The following is an 18,310-nucleotide window of genomic DNA, read 5'->3' on the forward strand; positions in this document are numbered from 1 at the left end:
TTTTAAACTATATCAAAAGCAATTTTATTTGCTACTTTATTCATATAAATTCTTAATTTCTTTCCTTTTGTTAATTTACGATTCAGTATTTCTTCCGCTAAGTAACTTTTTATCTCTTTTTCAATAAGTCTCTCTATCGGACGTGCTCCCATTTCTTTACTATAACCCATTTGTACAAGATAAGATTTCACTTCATCCTCTACCAAGCAGTTTATGCCTTTTTGCGTCAGTTGCTTTTTCAGTTCTAGGACAAATTTATCCACAATATGCAAAATCACATCCGTACTTAAGTCAGAAAAAGAAATAATCGCATCAAGACGATTACGAAATTCAGGGCTAAAAACCTGTTCTATTGCTTTTTCGCTATCACCAATGTTAAAATTTTTATGTCCAAAGCCAACAAAACTTTTGCTGCGTTCAACTGCTCCTGCATTAGTTGTCATAATTAAAATTATATTGGAAAAGTTAACTTTACGTCCGTAAGTGTCTGTAACACAACCATAATCCATAATTTGTAGCAATATATTATAGATATCGCTATGGGCCTTTTCAATTTCATCAAGCAGCACAACACTATATTGATTATTAGATACAGACTCTGTGAGTAATCCACCCTGATCATAACCTACATATCCAGGAGGAGAACCAATCATCCTTGATATCGTATGAGACTCAATATATTCGGACATATCAAAGCGTATAAGATTCATGCCCATGCTTTCTGCTAATTGTTTTGCTAGCTCGGTTTTACCAACACCAGTTGGCCCTGCAAAAAGATAATTTGCTAAAGGCTTATTGTAATTTCTCAACCCAGATTTAGCAATTTTAATAGAACTAACAAGAGATTCTATTGCCTGCTCTTGGCCAAAAATCACCTTCTCTAGATTAGCTTTTAAAGACTTTACTTTCTGCAAATCATCAGATTCAGATCCGCAAGGCACATTTGTAATTCTAGTAATGGTATTCTTAATATCTCTACTATTTACAATTTTACCCCTGTTTCTTAGCAATTTACAATATGCTCCTGCCTCATCAATAACATCAACCGCTTTATCAGGTAATATTCGCCCAGTAATATACTTATGCGAAAGTTCAGCCGCAGACCTAATGGCATTCTTTGTATAATATACTCCATGATACCCTTCATAGTAGTGCTTTATACCATCTAGTATCTTTATCGTTTCATTAACAGAAGATTCTTTAACATTAATTTTTTGAAACCTTCTCGCTAGTGCTTTATCTTTTTCAAAACTAGTGCTGTATTCTCTATATGTAGTTGCACCTATACAACGCAGTGTACCTCTTGCAAGCGCAGGTTTGAGTAGGTTACCTGCATCAAGAAAGCTACCACTTGTAGAACCTGCTCCAATGATAGTGTGTATTTCGTCAATAAAAAGGATAGCACCTGGTTTTGCCTCAATCGCTTTTATTATAGATTTTATTCTCTCTTCAAAATCACCTCTGTAGCGTGTCCCTGCAAGGAGTGATCCTAAATCCAAAGCATAAATTACACTGGACCTGAGCGCACTCGGAACACTGCCTTCAATGATCTTCAATACCAAACCCTCAACTATTGTTGTTTTGCCAACACCTGGGTCTCCAACATATAAAGGGTTGTTTTTTCTACGCCTCAATAATATTTCTATAGTGCGATTTAATTCATAATCACGACCAATAACATAATCTATTTTTTTGCTTCTTGCATAGTCATTTAAATTTTTACAATAACTTTGTAGAATTTCCTCATCTTTTAGTAGCTCACCTTTATTTACTGTAGTAGGAGCGTCATTATTTTTATCAAGTTTTACTTTATGATTGGTGGTGTATTCATCTATATCGTTAGAGTATTTCATATTAGATATATGGTAAATCAAATTGGAATCTTTTGCACTTTGTTTCTGCAATAGATCTTCAACGTAGAAATCTTGCCCAGACAAAATTTCTACTAGAACACTTGCTCCATTTATTTCTTTTTTCCCCAAGCTATGAGCCCGTATTATTGCTCTGTGTATTATGCATTGAAACATTGAGCTAGGTTTAACTCCACTGATAATCAATTCAGAACTGCTTTGTAAAAACCCTTTTATATTATTATTATAATCATTAGCCTTAATATTGCATCTTGATAGAATGTTATCCATATTGATGATTTCATCGGCTCTGATATTACATCTTGATAAAACGTAATTTACGTCCACGTCTTTAGTTAACGCCAGCAATAAATGTTCTACTTTCGCATATTTTAGATTAAAATTAGAAGCAATGAGTAGCGCTCTATTCAAACTTGCCTCTAAGTTTTTGGAAATCATCTTCTATTCTCTTTAAAAGTGGGAACTCATATATAATGAATAGCACACAATTATTAAAAAAATTGAAATCCAGGAGTTCGCTGTAGCCAATTTGAATCCCCACTATGGATCTACGTCATAGCACCGCGATATCTCAGCATAGATTCCGCTAATGAGTAGCGGAATGACGAGTTTTACGCTTATCAAGTTGTAGGTAAATCCTATTTAATACGCTTTTTCTAGTACTCTGCTTTTCTTCTTAAATGCATTGATCTTTTTTCTACCGTATTTAGTCTTTAACGTACTTGGCCTTTTAAAGACCTTTTTGCTGTTACGTTTTTTAAATTGCACACTACAATCAAAATTTGGCTCTCCTTCTTTGTCTGCCAGTGCAGGCAGTCTTCTCTTATCTTGAGGTGTAACAAAAGATAGCGCATACCCTTCAGCTCCAGCGCGTGCAGTTCTACCTATACGATGAATATAGTCAGCTTGCGATTGTGGTGCATCATAATTGATAACATGTTGAATGTGGGGAATATCAAGGCCGCGAGAAGCAACATCTGTTGCAACCATGATTTGATTATGGCCACGACGAAAAGAATTAATGACCCTTTCGCGCTTGTGCTGCCTTAAATCACCATGAATTGCTAAAGCGCTATAGTCATCTTTGTGCAATCTGCTAGCTAGCTGATCCGCTCCTTGCTTTGTTTTGACAAAGATAATGATTGATCCTTCGCGCTGACATAGTTGTGTAACAAGCTTTTCATATTTTTCTGATTCTGATGCATAAACAATTTCTTGCTTAATTTTTACAGAAGTTGTAGTCTCACAATCAACAGAAATACGTTCTGGTCGATTAAGGTACTTCTCAGTAAGTTTAACTATATCACTAGGAAGAGTTGCAGAAAACATAAGAGTCTGCCGTATTTTTGGCAGATATTTCATGATCCCTTCAATTTGAATTCCAAAGCCCATATCAAACATACGATCCGTTTCATCAAGCACAAGAACGCTAACATTGCGAGTAATCAAAGTTTTACGCTCAATATGGTCTATAATACGACCAGGAGTACCTATTACAATTTGTGGTTTTTTCTGAAGCTGATTTAGCTGCTTAAAAATAGGCTCACCACCTATCAGCAAAGCGACCCTTAGTGCAGAATTTTGAAATAAGAGTTTTTTTATCTCATTTGTTACCTGATGCGCAAGCTCCCTGGTTGGCACAATGACTAAAGCTGAACCAGCGTTAGGCTCATTCAGCAACTTAGCAACCAACGGAATAGCAAATGCCAAAGTTTTTCCAGTTCCCGTTTGAGCAGATCCGAGAATATCTTTACCTTGTAGCGCTAAGGGAATCGCTTGTATTTGAATCGGAGTTGGGACGAAAAGATTATTTTTATCTAGAGCTTGTGTAAGCGAAGCTGGTAGACCCATCTCATGAAAATTATTCACAATACGTTAATCCTGTTAAAAGATTTCATAATAGATTAATCTTCCAATCTTAAATTTATTGCAGATTTTTTATCTTCTCCGTTTCTACCGCGCTCCTCTTTAACCTCATAACTCACCCTTTCTCCTTTTATTCCCTTCTCTTTATTCTCTCCTTTAAGTGTCTCAGGCCTTATTCCTGAACGTTCCAATGTGCTAATATGTACAAAAACATCACCCCCTTTACCTTCTGGCTTGATGAAACCATAGCCTTTTTCGGCATTAAACCATTTTACATTACCAAATTCCATTTAAACAACTCCTAAATTATTAACTAACATTACTAATGTGATGAAAAACTTTGAAATTACGATTGAGAATGCTTTAAGCTTAGCTATTGAAACTAAACCTTTATACTCCATAGTCTATTCTTAACATTACATGACAATAATACACAATTGTTGTACTTGATGCAAATAAATTTTTTAATCGTTAAGCGAACCTGCAACCGTCATTTCGCTAACTTTAATTGTCGGTGAATTAAATTGCCCACAAAAAGTTAGATCATCTGCAACGACTAAATTGCTAAACATATCCTTCAAATTGCTAGCAATGGTAATCTCATGTATTGGATACGTTATTTTTCCATCTTCTATAAAAAATCCGGAAGCGCCTTGGCTGTAATCACCATTGATTAAATTGATACCAAAACCAAATAAATCAGTTACATATACTCCCTTTTTCACTTCCTGAATTAATTCTTCAAACGATACATTACCATTCTCAATATAGAAGTTACTAGCTGCAGGAATAACTGCAGCATTACTTGCACGAGTTGCACTTCCGGTTGTTTCTGAGTCTAATTTTTTAGCCGAGTATAAGTCTAAAATCCAATTTTGTAATATTCCGTTTTTTACAAATATATTTTTTTTGCTAGTTATCCCTTCTCCATCAAATGGTCTCGATGCTATGCCTCTTGGCAACAATGGATCATCGATAATATTAATTCTATCGTTGAAAATCTGAGCGTTTAAACTACCCCTCAAGAAAGAACTGTTGCTTATAATACTGCTCCCATTTATAGCAGAAGCAAAACTTTTTACTAGCCCTTTTGCTGCTCTTTTTTCAAAAATAACTGGAAATTTACCAGTTTTAATTGTACGTGAATTCAATTGATCAACTGCTCTTTTTGCTGCTTCTTTTCCTATTAACTCTGGCAACTTTAAATCACTAAAATTACATGCTATATCATAATCGTAACCAACCTTCATTTCACTTTCTCTTCCAGCAACAACAGAGACCTGATTAGCAAAGGTTGATTTACTAAACGAGCCAATAAAACCAGAAACAGTCGATAATACTGTATTCACTAAAGCGTATGAAGAAGAGGCTCCTTCAGAATTAGTGATACTCTTATGTGCAAGGGCTGAATTTTCTGCAGCTTCAGCAATTTCTTTTAGGTTATCAACGGTTACAACATTATTATCTGAGATACTTAAATCTGCAGAAGAGATATAATTACTACCATTTACAGCAAAATTAATGCAAGGATCTTCTGGCGCATTCTTTGCCATTTCTACCACTTGGCTTACCGTATCACTAAGATTATTCAAATCGTTTGTAGAAATATACGCAGCTTTGTTTTTACCTGCTATAGCTCTGATTCCTACAGTGCAATTTTTAGATTGTGATATTTGCTCAATTTTTGATAGACGCTGAGAAACTGAAGTTTTATTAGTCTCATATATTGTAACTTCCGCGTCTTGATTCTGCTTTTTTATTAATTTAGTGATATCTGCTGCAATATTTAATATATTCATTTTCTATTCCTTAGATTTTTATAAAGACTCTGCACCACCTATAACTTCAATTAAATCAGTTGTAATTGCTGCTTGACGAGAACGATTATAAAGCAATGCTAGTTTGTTCAGCATCTCTTTAGTGTTTCTGTTTGCTGATTCCATAGCAACCATTCTAGCACTATTCTCACTTGTTGCACTTTCAAGCAAAGCAGAGTAAAGAGCAATTACAACGTAATCTTGAACCAAAGATTTTAAAATAAATTCAATATTTTGTGGTTCATACTCATAGCCGTAATCTATTGTTGGACCAGCCAGAGAGTTGTCAATCAAGGATGAGTCTTCACTCCATGGTTTTATTGTTTCCAACATTGGTTTTTGCGTGAAGGTATTATAGAATTTACTATAAAAAACTTTAACTTTATCGTATTTACTTAAATCTATACCATCAACCAAAGCTTCTACGTGCTTTAACGTGATTCCCTTACTATTTTCAATTTTTAAGATACTTTTAGAGTCAAATCTATTTTTACCTACATCAAAAGCTTTTTTACCAAGAAATACAATATCTACTTTTTTGCCATTTGCGATTAACTTATTTTGACTAAATTTGACAATAGAAGAGTTAAAGTTGCCGCATAAGCCACGATCAGACGCAACAATGAATACTAGATAAGAATTGTCGTTACTGACATTTAGAATTTTTGCCAGTAATTTTTGATCAACTGATAGCATTAATGAAGAAATAATGCTATGCAGCTTAGATATATATAATTTTGAATTTGATAATTTCTTTTGGCTTTGTAATAACTTTGCTGCAGAAACCATTTGCATTATTTTCGTGGTTTTCTGGACAGACCTAATATTCTTAATTCTTAAGGATAATTCCTTTAAGCTCTTCATTTTGTATACAACTCTATTTATTAAAAATATATAACTGTTAGTGTCTAAAAGCAAGTTTTTTTGACATTAAAACCAAGTCTAACTAAGAAACTTGCAGGTTTATTGTTTGAAGATAAGGATTATATTAAGAAAGTGTTCTAACTTCAGCAATATCAATGTGAAAGTAGCCTAATGGTAATTTCTATACCATCACACTTTGTGGAATCTTATAATACATAATAAATACAATTAAAACTATTACAACTTGAACACTTATAATCCCATTGCTTTAGTTCTCTGTTACAATTTTTACACTTCCAGCCTGGATCAGGCAAAGCTTCTGAGCCCATCTTGTTTAGCCAATAAATTACCTTGTCGTGTTCTTGCAATGTAACCTTGAGCTGTATTACAATAAAGTAGATTGACATGTAATTAGCTTTTTTGATAGCAGTGTCTAAATATTGACTTGCAAGATCATATTTACCTGAACTCATTGAGGACAAAGCAAGTAAACAGTAACTAAAATAATAATCAGGGCGTAAGTTGTATAGTCTTTCAGCACCTTTACTATTTAAATTGATGTACATTCTAGCTGACTGAGGAGTAGGATTTACTGCATATTCTATCTCTAGCACTGCAGAAGCTTTTCTGATTTTTCCAAGTTTAATATATAATTCTGCCTTTAAATAATTGATGGGCCGAAAAGTTGCATAATAACTTTGTGCTCTGAATAAAGACTTTATAGCCCCTTTAAAATCCCCTTTACTTTCATATTGTTTTGCCAAAGCACAATAAAAAACTGCAAACATTTCTTTATGGTCAAAGGGAAGAAAAATATTGAACTTAACTGCTTCCTTTAATCTCAAAATTGCATTAATCCAATCTTCTTTCAATATGCAATGCTCTATTTGAAAGGGAATAGATAGCATTTTATCGTTGATTGAGCTAGAGCAATATTCTATAAATTTTTGAAAGACTACCTTTTCTTGTTTGAGGTAAACAATTAGCTTATTGGCTAGAAGTAGAGCTAAGTTACGATTTTTATTTGCAATGTCTGTTAAACCATTACTGAAAAAGCTGTAATTTCCCGTCTTACCTGAGTTAAAGAGCTTTATTAAAGACAACCTATCGCTCTTCTCATTTAGACTTTTAACTACCTTTTGGGCGTTCTCTATATTGTCTAAGTCTATGCTAAAGAAAGCTTCAAAGAGAAGCAATTCTTCCCTATCCCTTCTTCTATTTCTTATGTTGGCAAATGTTGATGAAATGGAGGAAAAAAAGCGTACAAGTGTAATTAATAAAAATAACAAAACTACACAAGTAAAAATAATGAAATATAGATCAATACTTATAGTGTAATTGCCTAATTCTAATTTTATTACTTCACCACTTACCTTGACCCATATGCCAAATAAAAACGAAAAAGCGAAAATTATAAAATAAATCATGAGATATATTGTAATAAGTGATGATATATTGTTGAAATATTCTTAGAAGCTACAATAAGACCATTCAATTTATTCAGCCATGGCTTGAATTCTGGGTGTGCTAAATCTCCTATTGTAGTAGCTATGCTCTGCCAATCATTATCGTTTATTGACTCCTCAATTTCCGCAAATTTTACTCTTAATGGATCATTCCGGTCGTCTACCTTTATCCAGTTTGAAATGATTTTTTTTAATAATGTACTTTTATTGTAGTTAATAACAGCAATGGTTTTTTCAAAAGATAATTTTAATTCATGTAAAGTATTTATCTCTTTCACATTTTCTAATTCATTCATTGCATTTTCTATCTCTGGATCGTCAAGCTCTGATATCAAAGGCTTTATTGAATTTATATGATTATCAAATTTTGCTTCTCGCAATAACGAATCCTTCATTTTAACCACAAGTAATAGCAATTTTGCAAGGTTCTTACATCTTGAGTTATTATCACCTTGCTCACACTGAGTATGCTGACTTCTCTTTAAGTCAAATATCCTTTTTTCCGTTCTAGATTGATTAACTTCAAGCAACATTCTAAGCTCATCCATGCCTTCCATTAAAATTTTCACATTATTTTCACTCTCTTGCTGATTTATTTTAAAAAAGATTATGTTATTTATTGCGATGTAACCGGTAAATAACAATACAATTAAGAACCAACCTATGTACTTTTGCTGAGTATCATTCATAACGTAGTATCTCCGCAGGATCTTGTGCAGCTGCCTGCAATGCAGGAGCAATTGTCGCTAAAAATGATAAGAATAACGCAAGTGCAGAAATATTTACTACGTCTTGGGGTACTAATATCACTGGCAAACTTGAAAAAAAGTATATCATAGGATCAAACAGCTTGACGTTAGTAACGTTTTCTAAAAATACTCTAATACTTTCGATATTGAGAGAAAAAACGACACCTATAATACAGCCAAGACAAGTTCCCGTAAAACCGATTAATAGACCACAAGCGCAAAATATACGCATAATGCTTCCACTTGTTGCACCAAATGTACGCATAATTGCAATCGCGGATTTCTTTTCTTGCACTATCATCATTAAATTTGAGATAATATTAAACGCTGCTACAACTATAATCAAAGTAAGAATCAAAAACATCACATTTCTTTCAGTTTCTAAAGCACTAAAATAATGGCTTTGCTGTGATTGCCAACTTTCAGCTTCCATTCCTATTTCTTTTTCTATAGCATCTGCTAGCTTATCAGCTCTAGTAACGTCGTCTACAAGTACTTCTATATTTTTTATACTATTTTCATAATTAAAAAAGGCTTGTGCTGATTTTAGAGGCATATATATCAAGGTATTATCATACTCAAACATACCCATATCAAATATTGCTATAACTTTATATTTTTTCATTCGCGGCATTTCACCAAGTAATGCATCAAATTCTTCAGATGATATAAACGTAATTTCGTCGCCATAGTCAACGTTCAAAGCTTCTGCCAATCGTGCTCCTATTATTATCCCTTCATCAAATTTTTTTACATCACCTATAATTACATTATTTGTAACGGCAGTACTATCAAGCAAATCTTTAGTTGACACACCTCGCACTACGCTACCTGCAATTTTACCATTTGCTACAATAATAACTTGATCATTGGTCATAGGAGTAGCTTTTAATATACCAGGAATTTTCTCAATAGATTTCGAAACTGTGCAGTAATCTGAATTTATGTTCCTATCAAAATAAACATTAATATGGCCATCAATGCCAAGTATTGAGTCAAGCAACTTTGCTCTGAATCCGTTCATCACAGACATCACCACTATTAGCGTTGCAACTCCAAGGGCAATGCCGATAATAGAGAACAAAGTCATTATAGAGCAAAATCTGGCATTTTTCGCTCGCAAATAGCAAGCAGCCATAGTAATTTCAAAGGCAATGGACATTACAAAATATTTTGAGGTTAAACATTATATTTTTGAAACTTCGTATAATTGTAGACTTTTCTTTATTTGAAAACTAGAGATTTTTGCTTCCTTAAATTTAGCAGACTTATAGAGTATCTTTAACATTAGAATTTCAAAATCTTCCATATACATCATCCAACCTCACTATATCATTATCAGATAAATGCTCTCCTATCTAAAATTCAACTATTTCAAGTGGAGAGCTTGTGCTTCTATAACATAAAAGAAATCAAGAATATTATTGGCTTTATTCAATAAGTTATGATACTTTCCTTCCATAATTTTCAAATTGTACAACTATTTGCTTTACATTTACATCTGTGAGAAGAGCACTTTTGCTAACATGAGGTCTCGGATCAGATTTTGCTGATAAGAGATTCATCTGAGATATTTCATCCCCCATTGGAAATAAGCGAGATTGGGAAGCAACTTTTGGTGATGGCCTAGTTTTTTTCTCCACATCTATATTCACTTGTGCAACAGGAGTAGTCCTGCTTTCAATAGTTTGCGCATTAGGATTTTCTTTTGCTTGATTTTGTTTGAATTTTTTTCTTATCTCTTGTACTTTAATATCGATATTATAATTAATTTCTTTTTCCATAGAAGATACTACCATTCCTAGCTTTGTGCTTGATTTTTGATCAGCATGACCTAAATTTTTAAGTTTTGGTGGTAATTTAGGTTTATCTTTTTCCATAGAAGATACTACCATTTCTAGCTTTGTGCTTGATTTTTGATCAGTATGACCTAAATTTTTAAGTTTTGGTGGTAATTCAGGTTTATCTTTAGTTGATTTAGGAACAGTTCCTACTACTTTTGGTTTTTGTCTAACTTCTTGACCAGCAGCAAACATTTTTTTTGGCAATGGGGGTGCTATTGATGGTTTTGGCAATATTGGAGGTTTAGATTGTTGTTTTTGTTTAAGTTCTCTTTTTGCTTCTATATGTTTTTTAGGAACTGTTGCATAAATTGGCTCTTCTTTAGACGATTTTGAACTTTGTGAATTTTCTGTCAAAATTTTACTCTTCTTCTCTTGATAATTTGATATCTCTTTGTATCCAGGCTTTTCATCTAATGAATTTCCATGGCCTGAATCATTATAATTAACATCCACTTGTCTATCTTCTTTTAGAAAACTGCGTTCTGGCTTTTCTGGAGCTATTGCAATATTTCCTCTTTCAACTTGCTCCAAACCTGAAATTTTACGACAAGCCTCTAGATATTCAAAGATTGTCATTGAAGTAGGAGGAGGTAATTTATCAATAAAACTACTTATATTCTTAACTGGAATATTTCTTCCGAAGATTCTATTCAATATTCCCTTTAATATCTTAAGAATTGATGGCCTTCCATTCATCGATTTTACATAATCAATTGAGTCACCACGTATAACAAACTTAGCTACATCTTCTGCCTTATCTGTAAAACGCTTTAATGCCTGAGATAAATCCCTTACCGTTTTATTATAATGTCTAATAGTTACTAACTCATCTCTTGCTTTTATAGCTTCTTTAAGGAAACCGAGATTTTCTCTATAATTGTCACTTTTAAATGGATCCTTCATATTAATTACAACTCATTATTTATTAAAATATGGGTATAGGTTTAAAATATTAAGATTTAGTAAATATTATTTTTTACATAAAGAAGCTATACCCATATTATAAATTGCCAACAAATGCATTTATGGCGTTACCATATTCTTCCATATACATCATCCAATCTCACTATATCATTATCAGATAAATGCTCTCCTATCTGAAATTCAACTATTTCAAGTGGAGAGCTTGTGCTTCTATTTTCAATCCTATGGGAAACTTCCCTTGGGATTTCTATCATATGGTCTTTTGCTATAGCATATTCTTTGTCTTCTAAACTAACATACCCAACTCCTGATAGCACTATATGGCATTCATCTCTATAGTGATGAAATTGCTTAGAAGTGCAGCTTAATGGATTTATAAAAAGATATTTTATAAGAAAATTTTCGCTCATTAAAATTATACTACAAAATCCCCATGGTTTAACTTCTTTCCTTATCGCCTTTACTTTCTTAACTTTATGAATAAATGAAATTAGGCTTTTGTTTAGTTGCTTACAAGCTCCACTTAATAAATTCTTTGCATTACTTTCTGCCACCCAAGTAACTGACACTGGTTCTTTTTTTCTGGTTACTTGCTGAAATGATGCCGGTTCTTTACTAAACTTCTCACTCAATTCTAAAACTGAATTCCAAGTTCCAACATCCAACCAATCGAAATTAGCTTCTATCATTGCAACGTTTTTTGCTTTTTCCATTACCAAGTAATCAATAGATATGCCTTCAATTCCTGCAAAATCTCGTTGTTTTAAATATAGAAATCTCTCTTGCGGTGTGAAATGTTTCACACTTGCAAAACATGAATTGTAAAGATTCGGGGCAGATTTTTTGATCTCATCTATGTAGCGTTTTGCTTTAAATACAAATATTCCAGAGTTCCAATAATGATCGTTACTTAACTTACGCTCGGGTTTTTCTGTAAAATCTTTCACTATATGACATTTTTCTTTCTGATCATATACTGCATTTATATAGCCGTATTCAGAATTGAATTCATGAGGCTTAACCCCAAAAGTTACTATAGAGTTAGTTTCAGAGGCTAACTTAGACGCTTTCTCAATAGAAGCATAAAAATTATTTAAATCGCCTATGAAATGATCTGAAGGCAGAATTAACATTGTCTCGTTTTCATTGCAGAGAAGTGCAGCAATTAATATCGCCGCTGCTGTTCCAATTTTCACTGGTTCGAAAATCACTTTATATTCTCGCAGCGCATGCAACTCCTTCTTCACTAACGACTCGTACTGTATATTTGTGGTAATTATGGGTGGCATATAACTACTTTTTAGCCTCAACAAAGTGTTGTGAAACATAGTGTTCTGACTAAATATTTTCTGAAATTGCTTTGGCTTAGATAAAGGCCAAAGTCTACTGCCACTACCACCACACAATATTACAGGACGCATTTAGTTAAGATATTAATTAAATAATTAATATCTTATACCGAGGGCAAAATGCATGCAAGTTTTTGTTGTGGAATAGTTAAGATAGAGAGTAGATATTCAGCAGAGTAATGGCTAACTAGCGAGAAGATGATTGAATTCTTTCATCTTGCAATGAATTTCGTTTGCTTAGTACTTTATCAGCATGGTTGCTCAATTTCTCCTGAGCAATAGCCTTTTTTCTAGACTCAGCTATGCTTTCATTATTTAAGCTTTTTCCAACACCTGGTTCTCTAGATTTATCTATACTTTCACTACTTTTATTTGACGGCTTCTCCAAGCCTTTTTCAATACCTGGCCTTCTAGCGTCAAGCTCATCCCACGTACCTATAATTGTATCGAGATTAGGGCACTTTTCTTTTTGTTCTGCTTCTCTTTCTCCACCTTTAATAACATTAAAGTCACTTTTTGCTTCTTCCCAACATCCTTTCAATTGGTGTTTCCACATAGTAAAGTAAGCATCACCATATTTTTTCTCATTTGCTACAAACAATAAAATTGGAGCCTTAAGTATTGTAGCTACCATATTTACTGAATTCTTCACTGCCATCGCAGGGGTGAACAAAAGATAGCCAAAAGACTTTGCAATTGGGTTTTGTTTGCTTATTAAATGCTCCCCTAACTTTATAGGAAGAGAAGTCAACAATTTAGTACAAACTTTAGCCAAGCTTGCAACGAAAATAATAGGAACAGATATAAGACTTTTATCTAGCTCCAAGTTATTATTCTGATCTCTAATTTCTGAAAAATGGGTGCTTAGCTTCTTGTAATCACTAGTGTATAGTAATTTTCCATTTCTTCCTTTTTCATCAACAACTTCCTGAACTTTACCTTCTTTATTTTTTACCTCTTTAGTTAGCACAGAAGAGTTAGTTAATTCAAACGGATATTGAGAATCCTTAGTTTTTTCAGCTTCAAAAATTGGAATATGTTTTTCAAGATCGATTTTTAAAAACCCAAATGGTTTATAATATTTACTATAATAACTACGATTGCTACTGCGAAACTCGCGTGCATCTTTATCTGGGTCAACTAAAAAGTTAATAGTGAAGTAGTGAAATTTTACACTTTTCTCTTTACTTCCAGTGCTTTCAACAGGAGCTAAATCAAAACTTGGTTGTCTTCCATCTTTGTCTTCCTCGCCATATAAAAGTTTATATATAGTCTCATCCTTGCTATTCTTAGCTTCTATAATTTTCCCAGATTTTACAATTTCATCGTAATTTTTTGGGTACTGACATTTCCTTCTATCATACGTAATTACCTTTCTAAGGTCTTTTACATAAGTTGTGCTAGGCTCAGATGAAGTAAATAGGCTCCTTACTCCTAGCGTAAGACTTGCAAGCATATTGTTAAACCAGAATCACTATAACTTAATAATAAAATGAGTATGTTAATAATATGTTAACACAGAACCGGTGATTTTACAAGAAAATATGCCTGTAGAAGATAAAGATTGTAAAAGCAAGGACTATATAAGTAATGCTTGATAAGTACTTTATGCATGTAATTGTAAAAATCCTTAGAGATACGCTGTGTATATAATCTTCACACACTACCTGCATTCCAAGAACTGCGTGCCAAAAAATGCAAAACAACAATACAACAAAAAATAAAAGCTCTAAAGGGTGATTAATAAATTTTTCACTAAAAGACAAAGAGCTATCAGTATAAAATGCGCAAGAAAATGAATAGATAAACCAAGGAAACAGGAATAGTAAAATTACCGCAGAAACACGCTGGACCCACCAATGATGTACTGAATTTCCAGATTGACTCATATAAACATAAATAAAAAAGCCATAGTAGAAAGAAGTAGCGTTACTGTCAGCAGTATAGCACTCCTTGAAACGCCAGTAATTTCTAAATTAAGCCCAACATCCCACAATAAATGACGAATACCATTAAGAAAATGATATACAAAACTTATAAAACATAAGACATAAGCTAATTTAGCAACAGGAGTGAATAATAATGCATTTAAGTACCTTACTATAAGTAACTCAGGAAAGTAAACATGTAATATGAAATACCAAGAAAGTATCATTAATAAAAGGAATAGCAAGATACCAGTCAATCTGTGCATAATAGAGAAAAAACTAGTAACTTGTACTTTATATATTTGTAAATGTGGAGAAAGAGGTCTATCACTCATAAAATTCCGTTATCGGGAAATTAAAATAAAGTAGAAGTAAAGACAGCAGTATAGCACATAACAACACCATCATTAAAAATGGTAAGTTATGTGCAAAGCCTAAGGAGGTAATCCAGCTGCAGATTCCCCTACTGCTACCTTGTTACGACTTCACCCCAGTCACCGATCCCACTTTAAATAACTCCCTCCTTGCGGTTAGGTCGTTAGCTTCGAGTGAAACCAATTCCCATGGCGTGACGGGCAGTGTGTACAAGACCCGAGAACGTATTCACCGTGGCGTGCTGATCCACGATTACTAGCGATTCCAACTTCATGCACTCGAGTTGCAGAGTACAATTCGAACTGAGATGGCTTTTAAGGGATTGGCTTAGCCTCGCGACTTTGCAGCCCATTGTAGCCACCATTGTAGCACGTGTGTAGCCCACTCCATAAGGGCCATGATGACTTGACATCATCCCCACCTTCCTCCAGTTTATCACTGGCAGTTTCCTTAAAGTCCCCAGCATTACCTGATGGTAACTAAGGATGAGGGTTGCGCTCGTTGCGGGACTTAACCCAACATCTCACGACACGAGCTGACGACAGCCATGCAACACCTGTGTGAAACCCGGCCGAACCGACCCTATCCCTTCGAATAGGTATAATTTCCATGTCAAGGAGTGGTAAGGTTTTTCGCGTTGCATCGAATTAAACCACATGCTCCACCGCTTGTGCGGGTCCCCGTCAATTCCTTTGAGTTTTAATCTTGCGACCGTAGTCCCCAGGCGGAATGTTTAACGCGTTAGCTGTAATACAGAAAGTAAACTTCCCATATTTAACATTCATCGTTTACAGCGTGGACTACCAGGGTATCTAATCCTGTTTGCTCCCCACGCCTTCGCGCATCAGCGTCAGATTTGAACCAGATAGACGCCTTCGCCACTGGTGTTCCTCCTAATATTTACGAATTTCACCTCTACACTAGGAATTCCTCTATCCTCTTTCAATCTCTAGACTAGCAGTTTTAAAAGCAATTCCAAGGTTGAGCCTTGGGATTTCACTTTTAACTTACTAATCCGCCTACGCGCCCTTTACGCCCAATGATTCCGAATAACGCTAGCCCTCTCCGTATTACCGCGGCTGCTGGCACGGAGTTAGCCAGGACTTCTTCTGTGAGTACCGTCATTATCTTCCTCACTAAAAGAGCTTTACAACCCAAAGGCCTTCTTCACTCATGCGGCATGGCTGGATCAGGCTTTCGCCCATTGTCCAATATTCCCCACTGCTGCCTCCCGTAGGAGTCTGGACCGTATCTCAGTTCCAGTGTGGCTGATCATCCTCTCAGATCAGCTATAGATCATTGCCTTGGTAGGCTATTACTCCACCAACTAGCTAATCTAATATAGGCTCATCTAATAGCAATAAATTTTTCCCCCGTAGGGCGTATACGGTATTAGTTGCCGTTTCCAACAATTATTCCGTACTACTAGGTAGATTCCTATACATTACTCACCCGTCTGCCACTAAGTTATATCATAGCAAGCTACAATATAACTCCGTTCGACTTGCATGTGTTAGGCCTGCCGCCAGCGTTCATTCTGAGCCAGGATCAAACTCTCAAATTTAGACTTCAACCTATAAAAGGTTGAGGGTACATCGGATAAATCCGATAAAAAATAATTTAGCTTAATACTGCTGTCTTTATTTCTACTTTAGAAATATTTTAATCTCCAACTATTCAAACAACTTTGAGAATATTATTATGTGATATAATCACTATGTCAATATGTTTTTGCAAATCAAAAGCATTAATGTATAAATATATAACTATTTGGAATACTACCATGAAAAAATACATCTTTCTGCTTGCACTCGCACCAATGTTAATTGGCATCACATTATACTTATTGCGCAACATTGATAACACAAAACAATCTATAACTGCGGGTGACAAGTTTTACGAAGTATTATTCTTTAAAAAAGATAATAAGCCGCTGCTAGAAGAAATAGATTCAAATTGGGAGTATTTAGCAAATTTTGAACGCGCATTCAATCATATCTCAGATTCAATGCCAACAGACACAGCATCTATTTATAATGATTTGGCAGATAATAAAGATGCTCCTAATGTTTTGCGTGAGTTAGCACAATACTTAGAAGTAATGAGCTTACTTCACTCCAACGGTGAGAAAATAAATAAAGATAAAATTGATAATTTAGAATCAAGCACAGTGTATCCTTATTCAAGCCAAGAAGCTATCGCTGTAGTAAAGATACATAATAACGACATTAAAGGTGCAACTGAAATATTGCGTTCCCTATTAAATGACAGAAAATGCCCTATCCTAATCAAAGCTAATGCACAAGAGCTACTCAGGATATATGGGAGTTAACTCATTAGACTTTTTGCATAGCTTTTGGCAGCGTGTTGAGAAACGAAAAACTTGCTTGACAAGCTTCGCCAGCCCCCTTATCATGAAACTGAAGCTATTTATTTATCTTCTCTGTACAGATTAAATGACAAAAAAACTCAACGTATTTGGCGTCTCATGTTTAATTTTTTGCACTATGTGCACCTTATGTCTTTATCAAATTTCTGGGTTTTTACCTACACAAGCTGAAATACGCTTATAAAGCATTTAAAACATCAAAAAACGCCAACTTAAAAAATGGATAGTGAATAACTAGCTACCCTAGGGTTTCTTTTGCCTTTTTTTCTGTTTAGTAAATTTCTTAACGTTTATAATTTAGATTAGTTGCGGTTTAAAAGCAGCTGAATCGCGGTTATTAAGCGTTTAGAATAAAAAAACGCCATACTTGAAAGTATAATGTAAGTAATTAGCCAACCACGGGGCTTCTTTTGCCTTTTTTTTCGTTTGGTAAATTTCTTAAACATTTATAGCTAAACGACAACCGTCATCCCGCTACGTGTTAGCGGGATCTCTTGTTAGCGGCTGAGATACCGCGGCGGTATGACGGTTCGCGGCGGTATAGTAACTCGTCATCCCGCTACGTATTAGCGGCTGAGATACCGCGGCGGTATGACGGTCTGCGGCAGTATGACGTAGGACTGCTGTCATTCCAGTCTGGAATCTAGTTCTTATTGTACATTTACTTGGTGTAGAGTTAAGTTTCCTGGATCTAAGTAGTCAAGGTACTGGGATGACAGTGCGCCGTAGAAACACGGGAAGTGTTGAAGCTATGCAATAGATGAAGGTAGGTCCTTCAAAGCCGGTTTGCAAGAGCAGGCTTTAAACTACCATAAGCTGCTTTGGCAAGGTGGTGAGCGTTATGGAAAAGGCGCAATTATGCGTCATG

The 18,310-nt window shown here is 34.6% G+C and carries 16 protein-coding genes and 1 rRNA gene; 2 read left to right on the forward strand and 15 right to left on the reverse strand.

Annotation, left to right across the window (positions count from 1 at the left end; translation table 11 throughout):
- Window positions 1-2: 2 nt before the first annotated feature.
- The 15 genes from ACJZL1_RS03525 to ACJZL1_RS03595 form a co-directional block, all read right to left on the reverse strand.
- The gene (locus ACJZL1_RS03525) at window positions 3-2,309 is read right to left on the reverse strand and encodes an AAA family ATPase (RefSeq protein WP_265035006.1); all 2,307 of its coding nucleotides are present in this window, start codon (window positions 2,307-2,309) and stop codon (window positions 3-5) included.
- A gap of 204 nt (window positions 2,310-2,513) precedes the next feature.
- Window positions 2,514-3,740 carry a DEAD/DEAH box helicase gene (locus ACJZL1_RS03530; protein ID WP_265025864.1) on the reverse strand — a complete coding sequence of 409 codons (1,227 nt, stop codon included), beginning with the start codon at window positions 3,738-3,740 and terminating at the stop codon, window positions 2,514-2,516.
- 35 nt (window positions 3,741-3,775) lie between these two features.
- Window positions 3,776-4,027 (reverse strand): cold-shock protein, encoded by a 252-nt coding sequence (locus ACJZL1_RS03535; RefSeq protein ID WP_064124857.1) that lies wholly within the window; start codon window positions 4,025-4,027, stop codon window positions 3,776-3,778.
- Window positions 4,028-4,201: 174 nt separating this feature from the next.
- On the reverse strand, window positions 4,202-5,536 hold the full coding sequence (locus tag ACJZL1_RS03540) for a TldD/PmbA family protein (RefSeq protein ID WP_419246988.1): 1,335 nt from the start codon (window positions 5,534-5,536) through the stop codon (window positions 4,202-4,204).
- An 18-nt stretch (window positions 5,537-5,554) separates the two neighbouring features.
- Window positions 5,555-6,418, reverse strand: a complete 864-nt coding sequence (gene atpG, locus ACJZL1_RS03545) for an ATP synthase F1 subunit gamma (RefSeq protein WP_265035002.1) — start codon at window positions 6,416-6,418, stop codon at window positions 5,555-5,557.
- 206 nt (window positions 6,419-6,624) lie between these two features.
- Complete coding sequence (locus ACJZL1_RS03550) at window positions 6,625-7,845, reverse strand: heme biosynthesis protein HemY (RefSeq protein WP_419246989.1); 1,221 nt, start codon at window positions 7,843-7,845, stop codon at window positions 6,625-6,627.
- Complete coding sequence (locus ACJZL1_RS03555) at window positions 7,842-8,573, reverse strand: hypothetical protein (protein WP_341818471.1); 732 nt, start codon at window positions 8,571-8,573, stop codon at window positions 7,842-7,844. The genes ACJZL1_RS03550 and ACJZL1_RS03555 overlap by 4 nt, the downstream gene beginning before the upstream one ends.
- Window positions 8,566-9,795, reverse strand: coding sequence for a lipoprotein-releasing ABC transporter permease subunit (locus tag ACJZL1_RS03560; protein WP_419246990.1), 1,230 nt, complete (start codon window positions 9,793-9,795; stop codon window positions 8,566-8,568). Before ACJZL1_RS03560 ends, ACJZL1_RS03555 begins: the two co-directional genes overlap by 8 nt.
- Before the next feature lie 24 nt (window positions 9,796-9,819).
- Complete coding sequence (locus ACJZL1_RS03565) at window positions 9,820-9,948, reverse strand: hypothetical protein (RefSeq protein WP_419246991.1); 129 nt, start codon at window positions 9,946-9,948, stop codon at window positions 9,820-9,822.
- Window positions 9,949-10,075: 127 nt separating this feature from the next.
- Complete coding sequence (locus ACJZL1_RS03570; RefSeq protein ID WP_419246992.1) at window positions 10,076-11,380, reverse strand: hypothetical protein; 1,305 nt, start codon at window positions 11,378-11,380, stop codon at window positions 10,076-10,078.
- Between the two features lie 128 nt (window positions 11,381-11,508).
- Complete coding sequence (locus ACJZL1_RS03575) at window positions 11,509-12,822, reverse strand: sugar phosphate nucleotidyltransferase (protein ID WP_265025872.1); 1,314 nt, start codon at window positions 12,820-12,822, stop codon at window positions 11,509-11,511.
- Window positions 12,823-12,937: 115 nt separating this feature from the next.
- Window positions 12,938-14,206, reverse strand: a complete 1,269-nt coding sequence (locus tag ACJZL1_RS03580; RefSeq protein WP_419246993.1) for a hypothetical protein — start codon at window positions 14,204-14,206, stop codon at window positions 12,938-12,940.
- Between the two features lie 76 nt (window positions 14,207-14,282).
- A complete protein-coding gene (gene sdhD / locus ACJZL1_RS03585) occupies window positions 14,283-14,639 on the reverse strand; it encodes a succinate dehydrogenase, hydrophobic membrane anchor protein (RefSeq protein ID WP_419246994.1) in 357 nt (118 codons plus the stop codon).
- The gene (gene sdhC, locus ACJZL1_RS03590) at window positions 14,636-15,013 is read right to left on the reverse strand and encodes a succinate dehydrogenase, cytochrome b556 subunit (RefSeq protein WP_010963112.1); all 378 of its coding nucleotides are present in this window, start codon (window positions 15,011-15,013) and stop codon (window positions 14,636-14,638) included. Before sdhC ends, sdhD begins: the two co-directional genes overlap by 4 nt.
- 100 nt (window positions 15,014-15,113) lie before the next feature.
- Window positions 15,114-16,617 (reverse strand): 16S ribosomal RNA (locus tag ACJZL1_RS03595).
- 153 nt (window positions 16,618-16,770) lie between these two features.
- Here ACJZL1_RS03595 and ACJZL1_RS03600 point away from each other — a divergent pair.
- Together ACJZL1_RS03600 and ACJZL1_RS03605 are read left to right on the forward strand one after the other, a co-directional pair.
- Window positions 16,771-17,385, forward strand: a complete 615-nt coding sequence (locus ACJZL1_RS03600; RefSeq protein WP_265025875.1) for a hypothetical protein — start codon at window positions 16,771-16,773, stop codon at window positions 17,383-17,385.
- A 551-nt stretch (window positions 17,386-17,936) separates the two neighbouring features.
- Complete coding sequence (locus tag ACJZL1_RS03605; protein WP_419246995.1) at window positions 17,937-18,089, forward strand: hypothetical protein; 153 nt, start codon at window positions 17,937-17,939, stop codon at window positions 18,087-18,089.
- Window positions 18,090-18,310: the final 221 nt, after the last annotated feature.

Origin of the sequence: Wolbachia endosymbiont of Rhagoletis indifferens, assembly GCF_048537595.1 — a bacterium.
Lineage (GTDB): Bacteria > Pseudomonadota > Alphaproteobacteria > Rickettsiales > Anaplasmataceae > Wolbachia.

Coding starts and splice junctions, on each gene's coding strand:
- ACJZL1_RS03525 (WP_265035006.1), bottom strand. CDS start 2,309: ATGATTTCCAAAAACTTAGAGGCAAGTTTGAATAGAGCGCTACTCATT.
- ACJZL1_RS03535 (WP_064124857.1), bottom strand. CDS start 4,027: ATGGAATTTGGTAATGTAAAATGGTTTAATGCCGAAAAAGGCTATGGT.
- ACJZL1_RS03540 (WP_419246988.1), bottom strand. CDS start 5,536: ATGAATATATTAAATATTGCAGCAGATATCACTAAATTAATAAAAAAG.
- atpG (WP_265035002.1), bottom strand. CDS start 6,418: ATGAAGAGCTTAAAGGAATTATCCTTAAGAATTAAGAATATTAGGTCT.
- ACJZL1_RS03550 (WP_419246989.1), bottom strand. CDS start 7,845: ATGATTTATTTTATAATTTTCGCTTTTTCGTTTTTATTTGGCATATGG.
- ACJZL1_RS03555 (WP_341818471.1), bottom strand. CDS start 8,573: ATGAATGATACTCAGCAAAAGTACATAGGTTGGTTCTTAATTGTATTG.
- ACJZL1_RS03560 (WP_419246990.1), bottom strand. CDS start 9,795: ATGTCCATTGCCTTTGAAATTACTATGGCTGCTTGCTATTTGCGAGCG.
- ACJZL1_RS03565 (WP_419246991.1), bottom strand. CDS start 9,948: ATGTATATGGAAGATTTTGAAATTCTAATGTTAAAGATACTCTATAAG.
- ACJZL1_RS03570 (WP_419246992.1), bottom strand. CDS start 11,380: ATGAAGGATCCATTTAAAAGTGACAATTATAGAGAAAATCTCGGTTTC.
- ACJZL1_RS03575 (WP_265025872.1), bottom strand. CDS start 12,822: ATGCGTCCTGTAATATTGTGTGGTGGTAGTGGCAGTAGACTTTGGCCT.
- ACJZL1_RS03580 (WP_419246993.1), bottom strand. CDS start 14,206: ATGCTTGCAAGTCTTACGCTAGGAGTAAGGAGCCTATTTACTTCATCT.
- sdhD (WP_419246994.1), bottom strand. CDS start 14,639: ATGAGTCAATCTGGAAATTCAGTACATCATTGGTGGGTCCAGCGTGTT.
- sdhC (WP_010963112.1), bottom strand. CDS start 15,013: ATGAGTGATAGACCTCTTTCTCCACATTTACAAATATATAAAGTACAA.
- ACJZL1_RS03600 (WP_265025875.1), top strand. CDS start 16,771: ATGTCAATATGTTTTTGCAAATCAAAAGCATTAATGTATAAATATATA.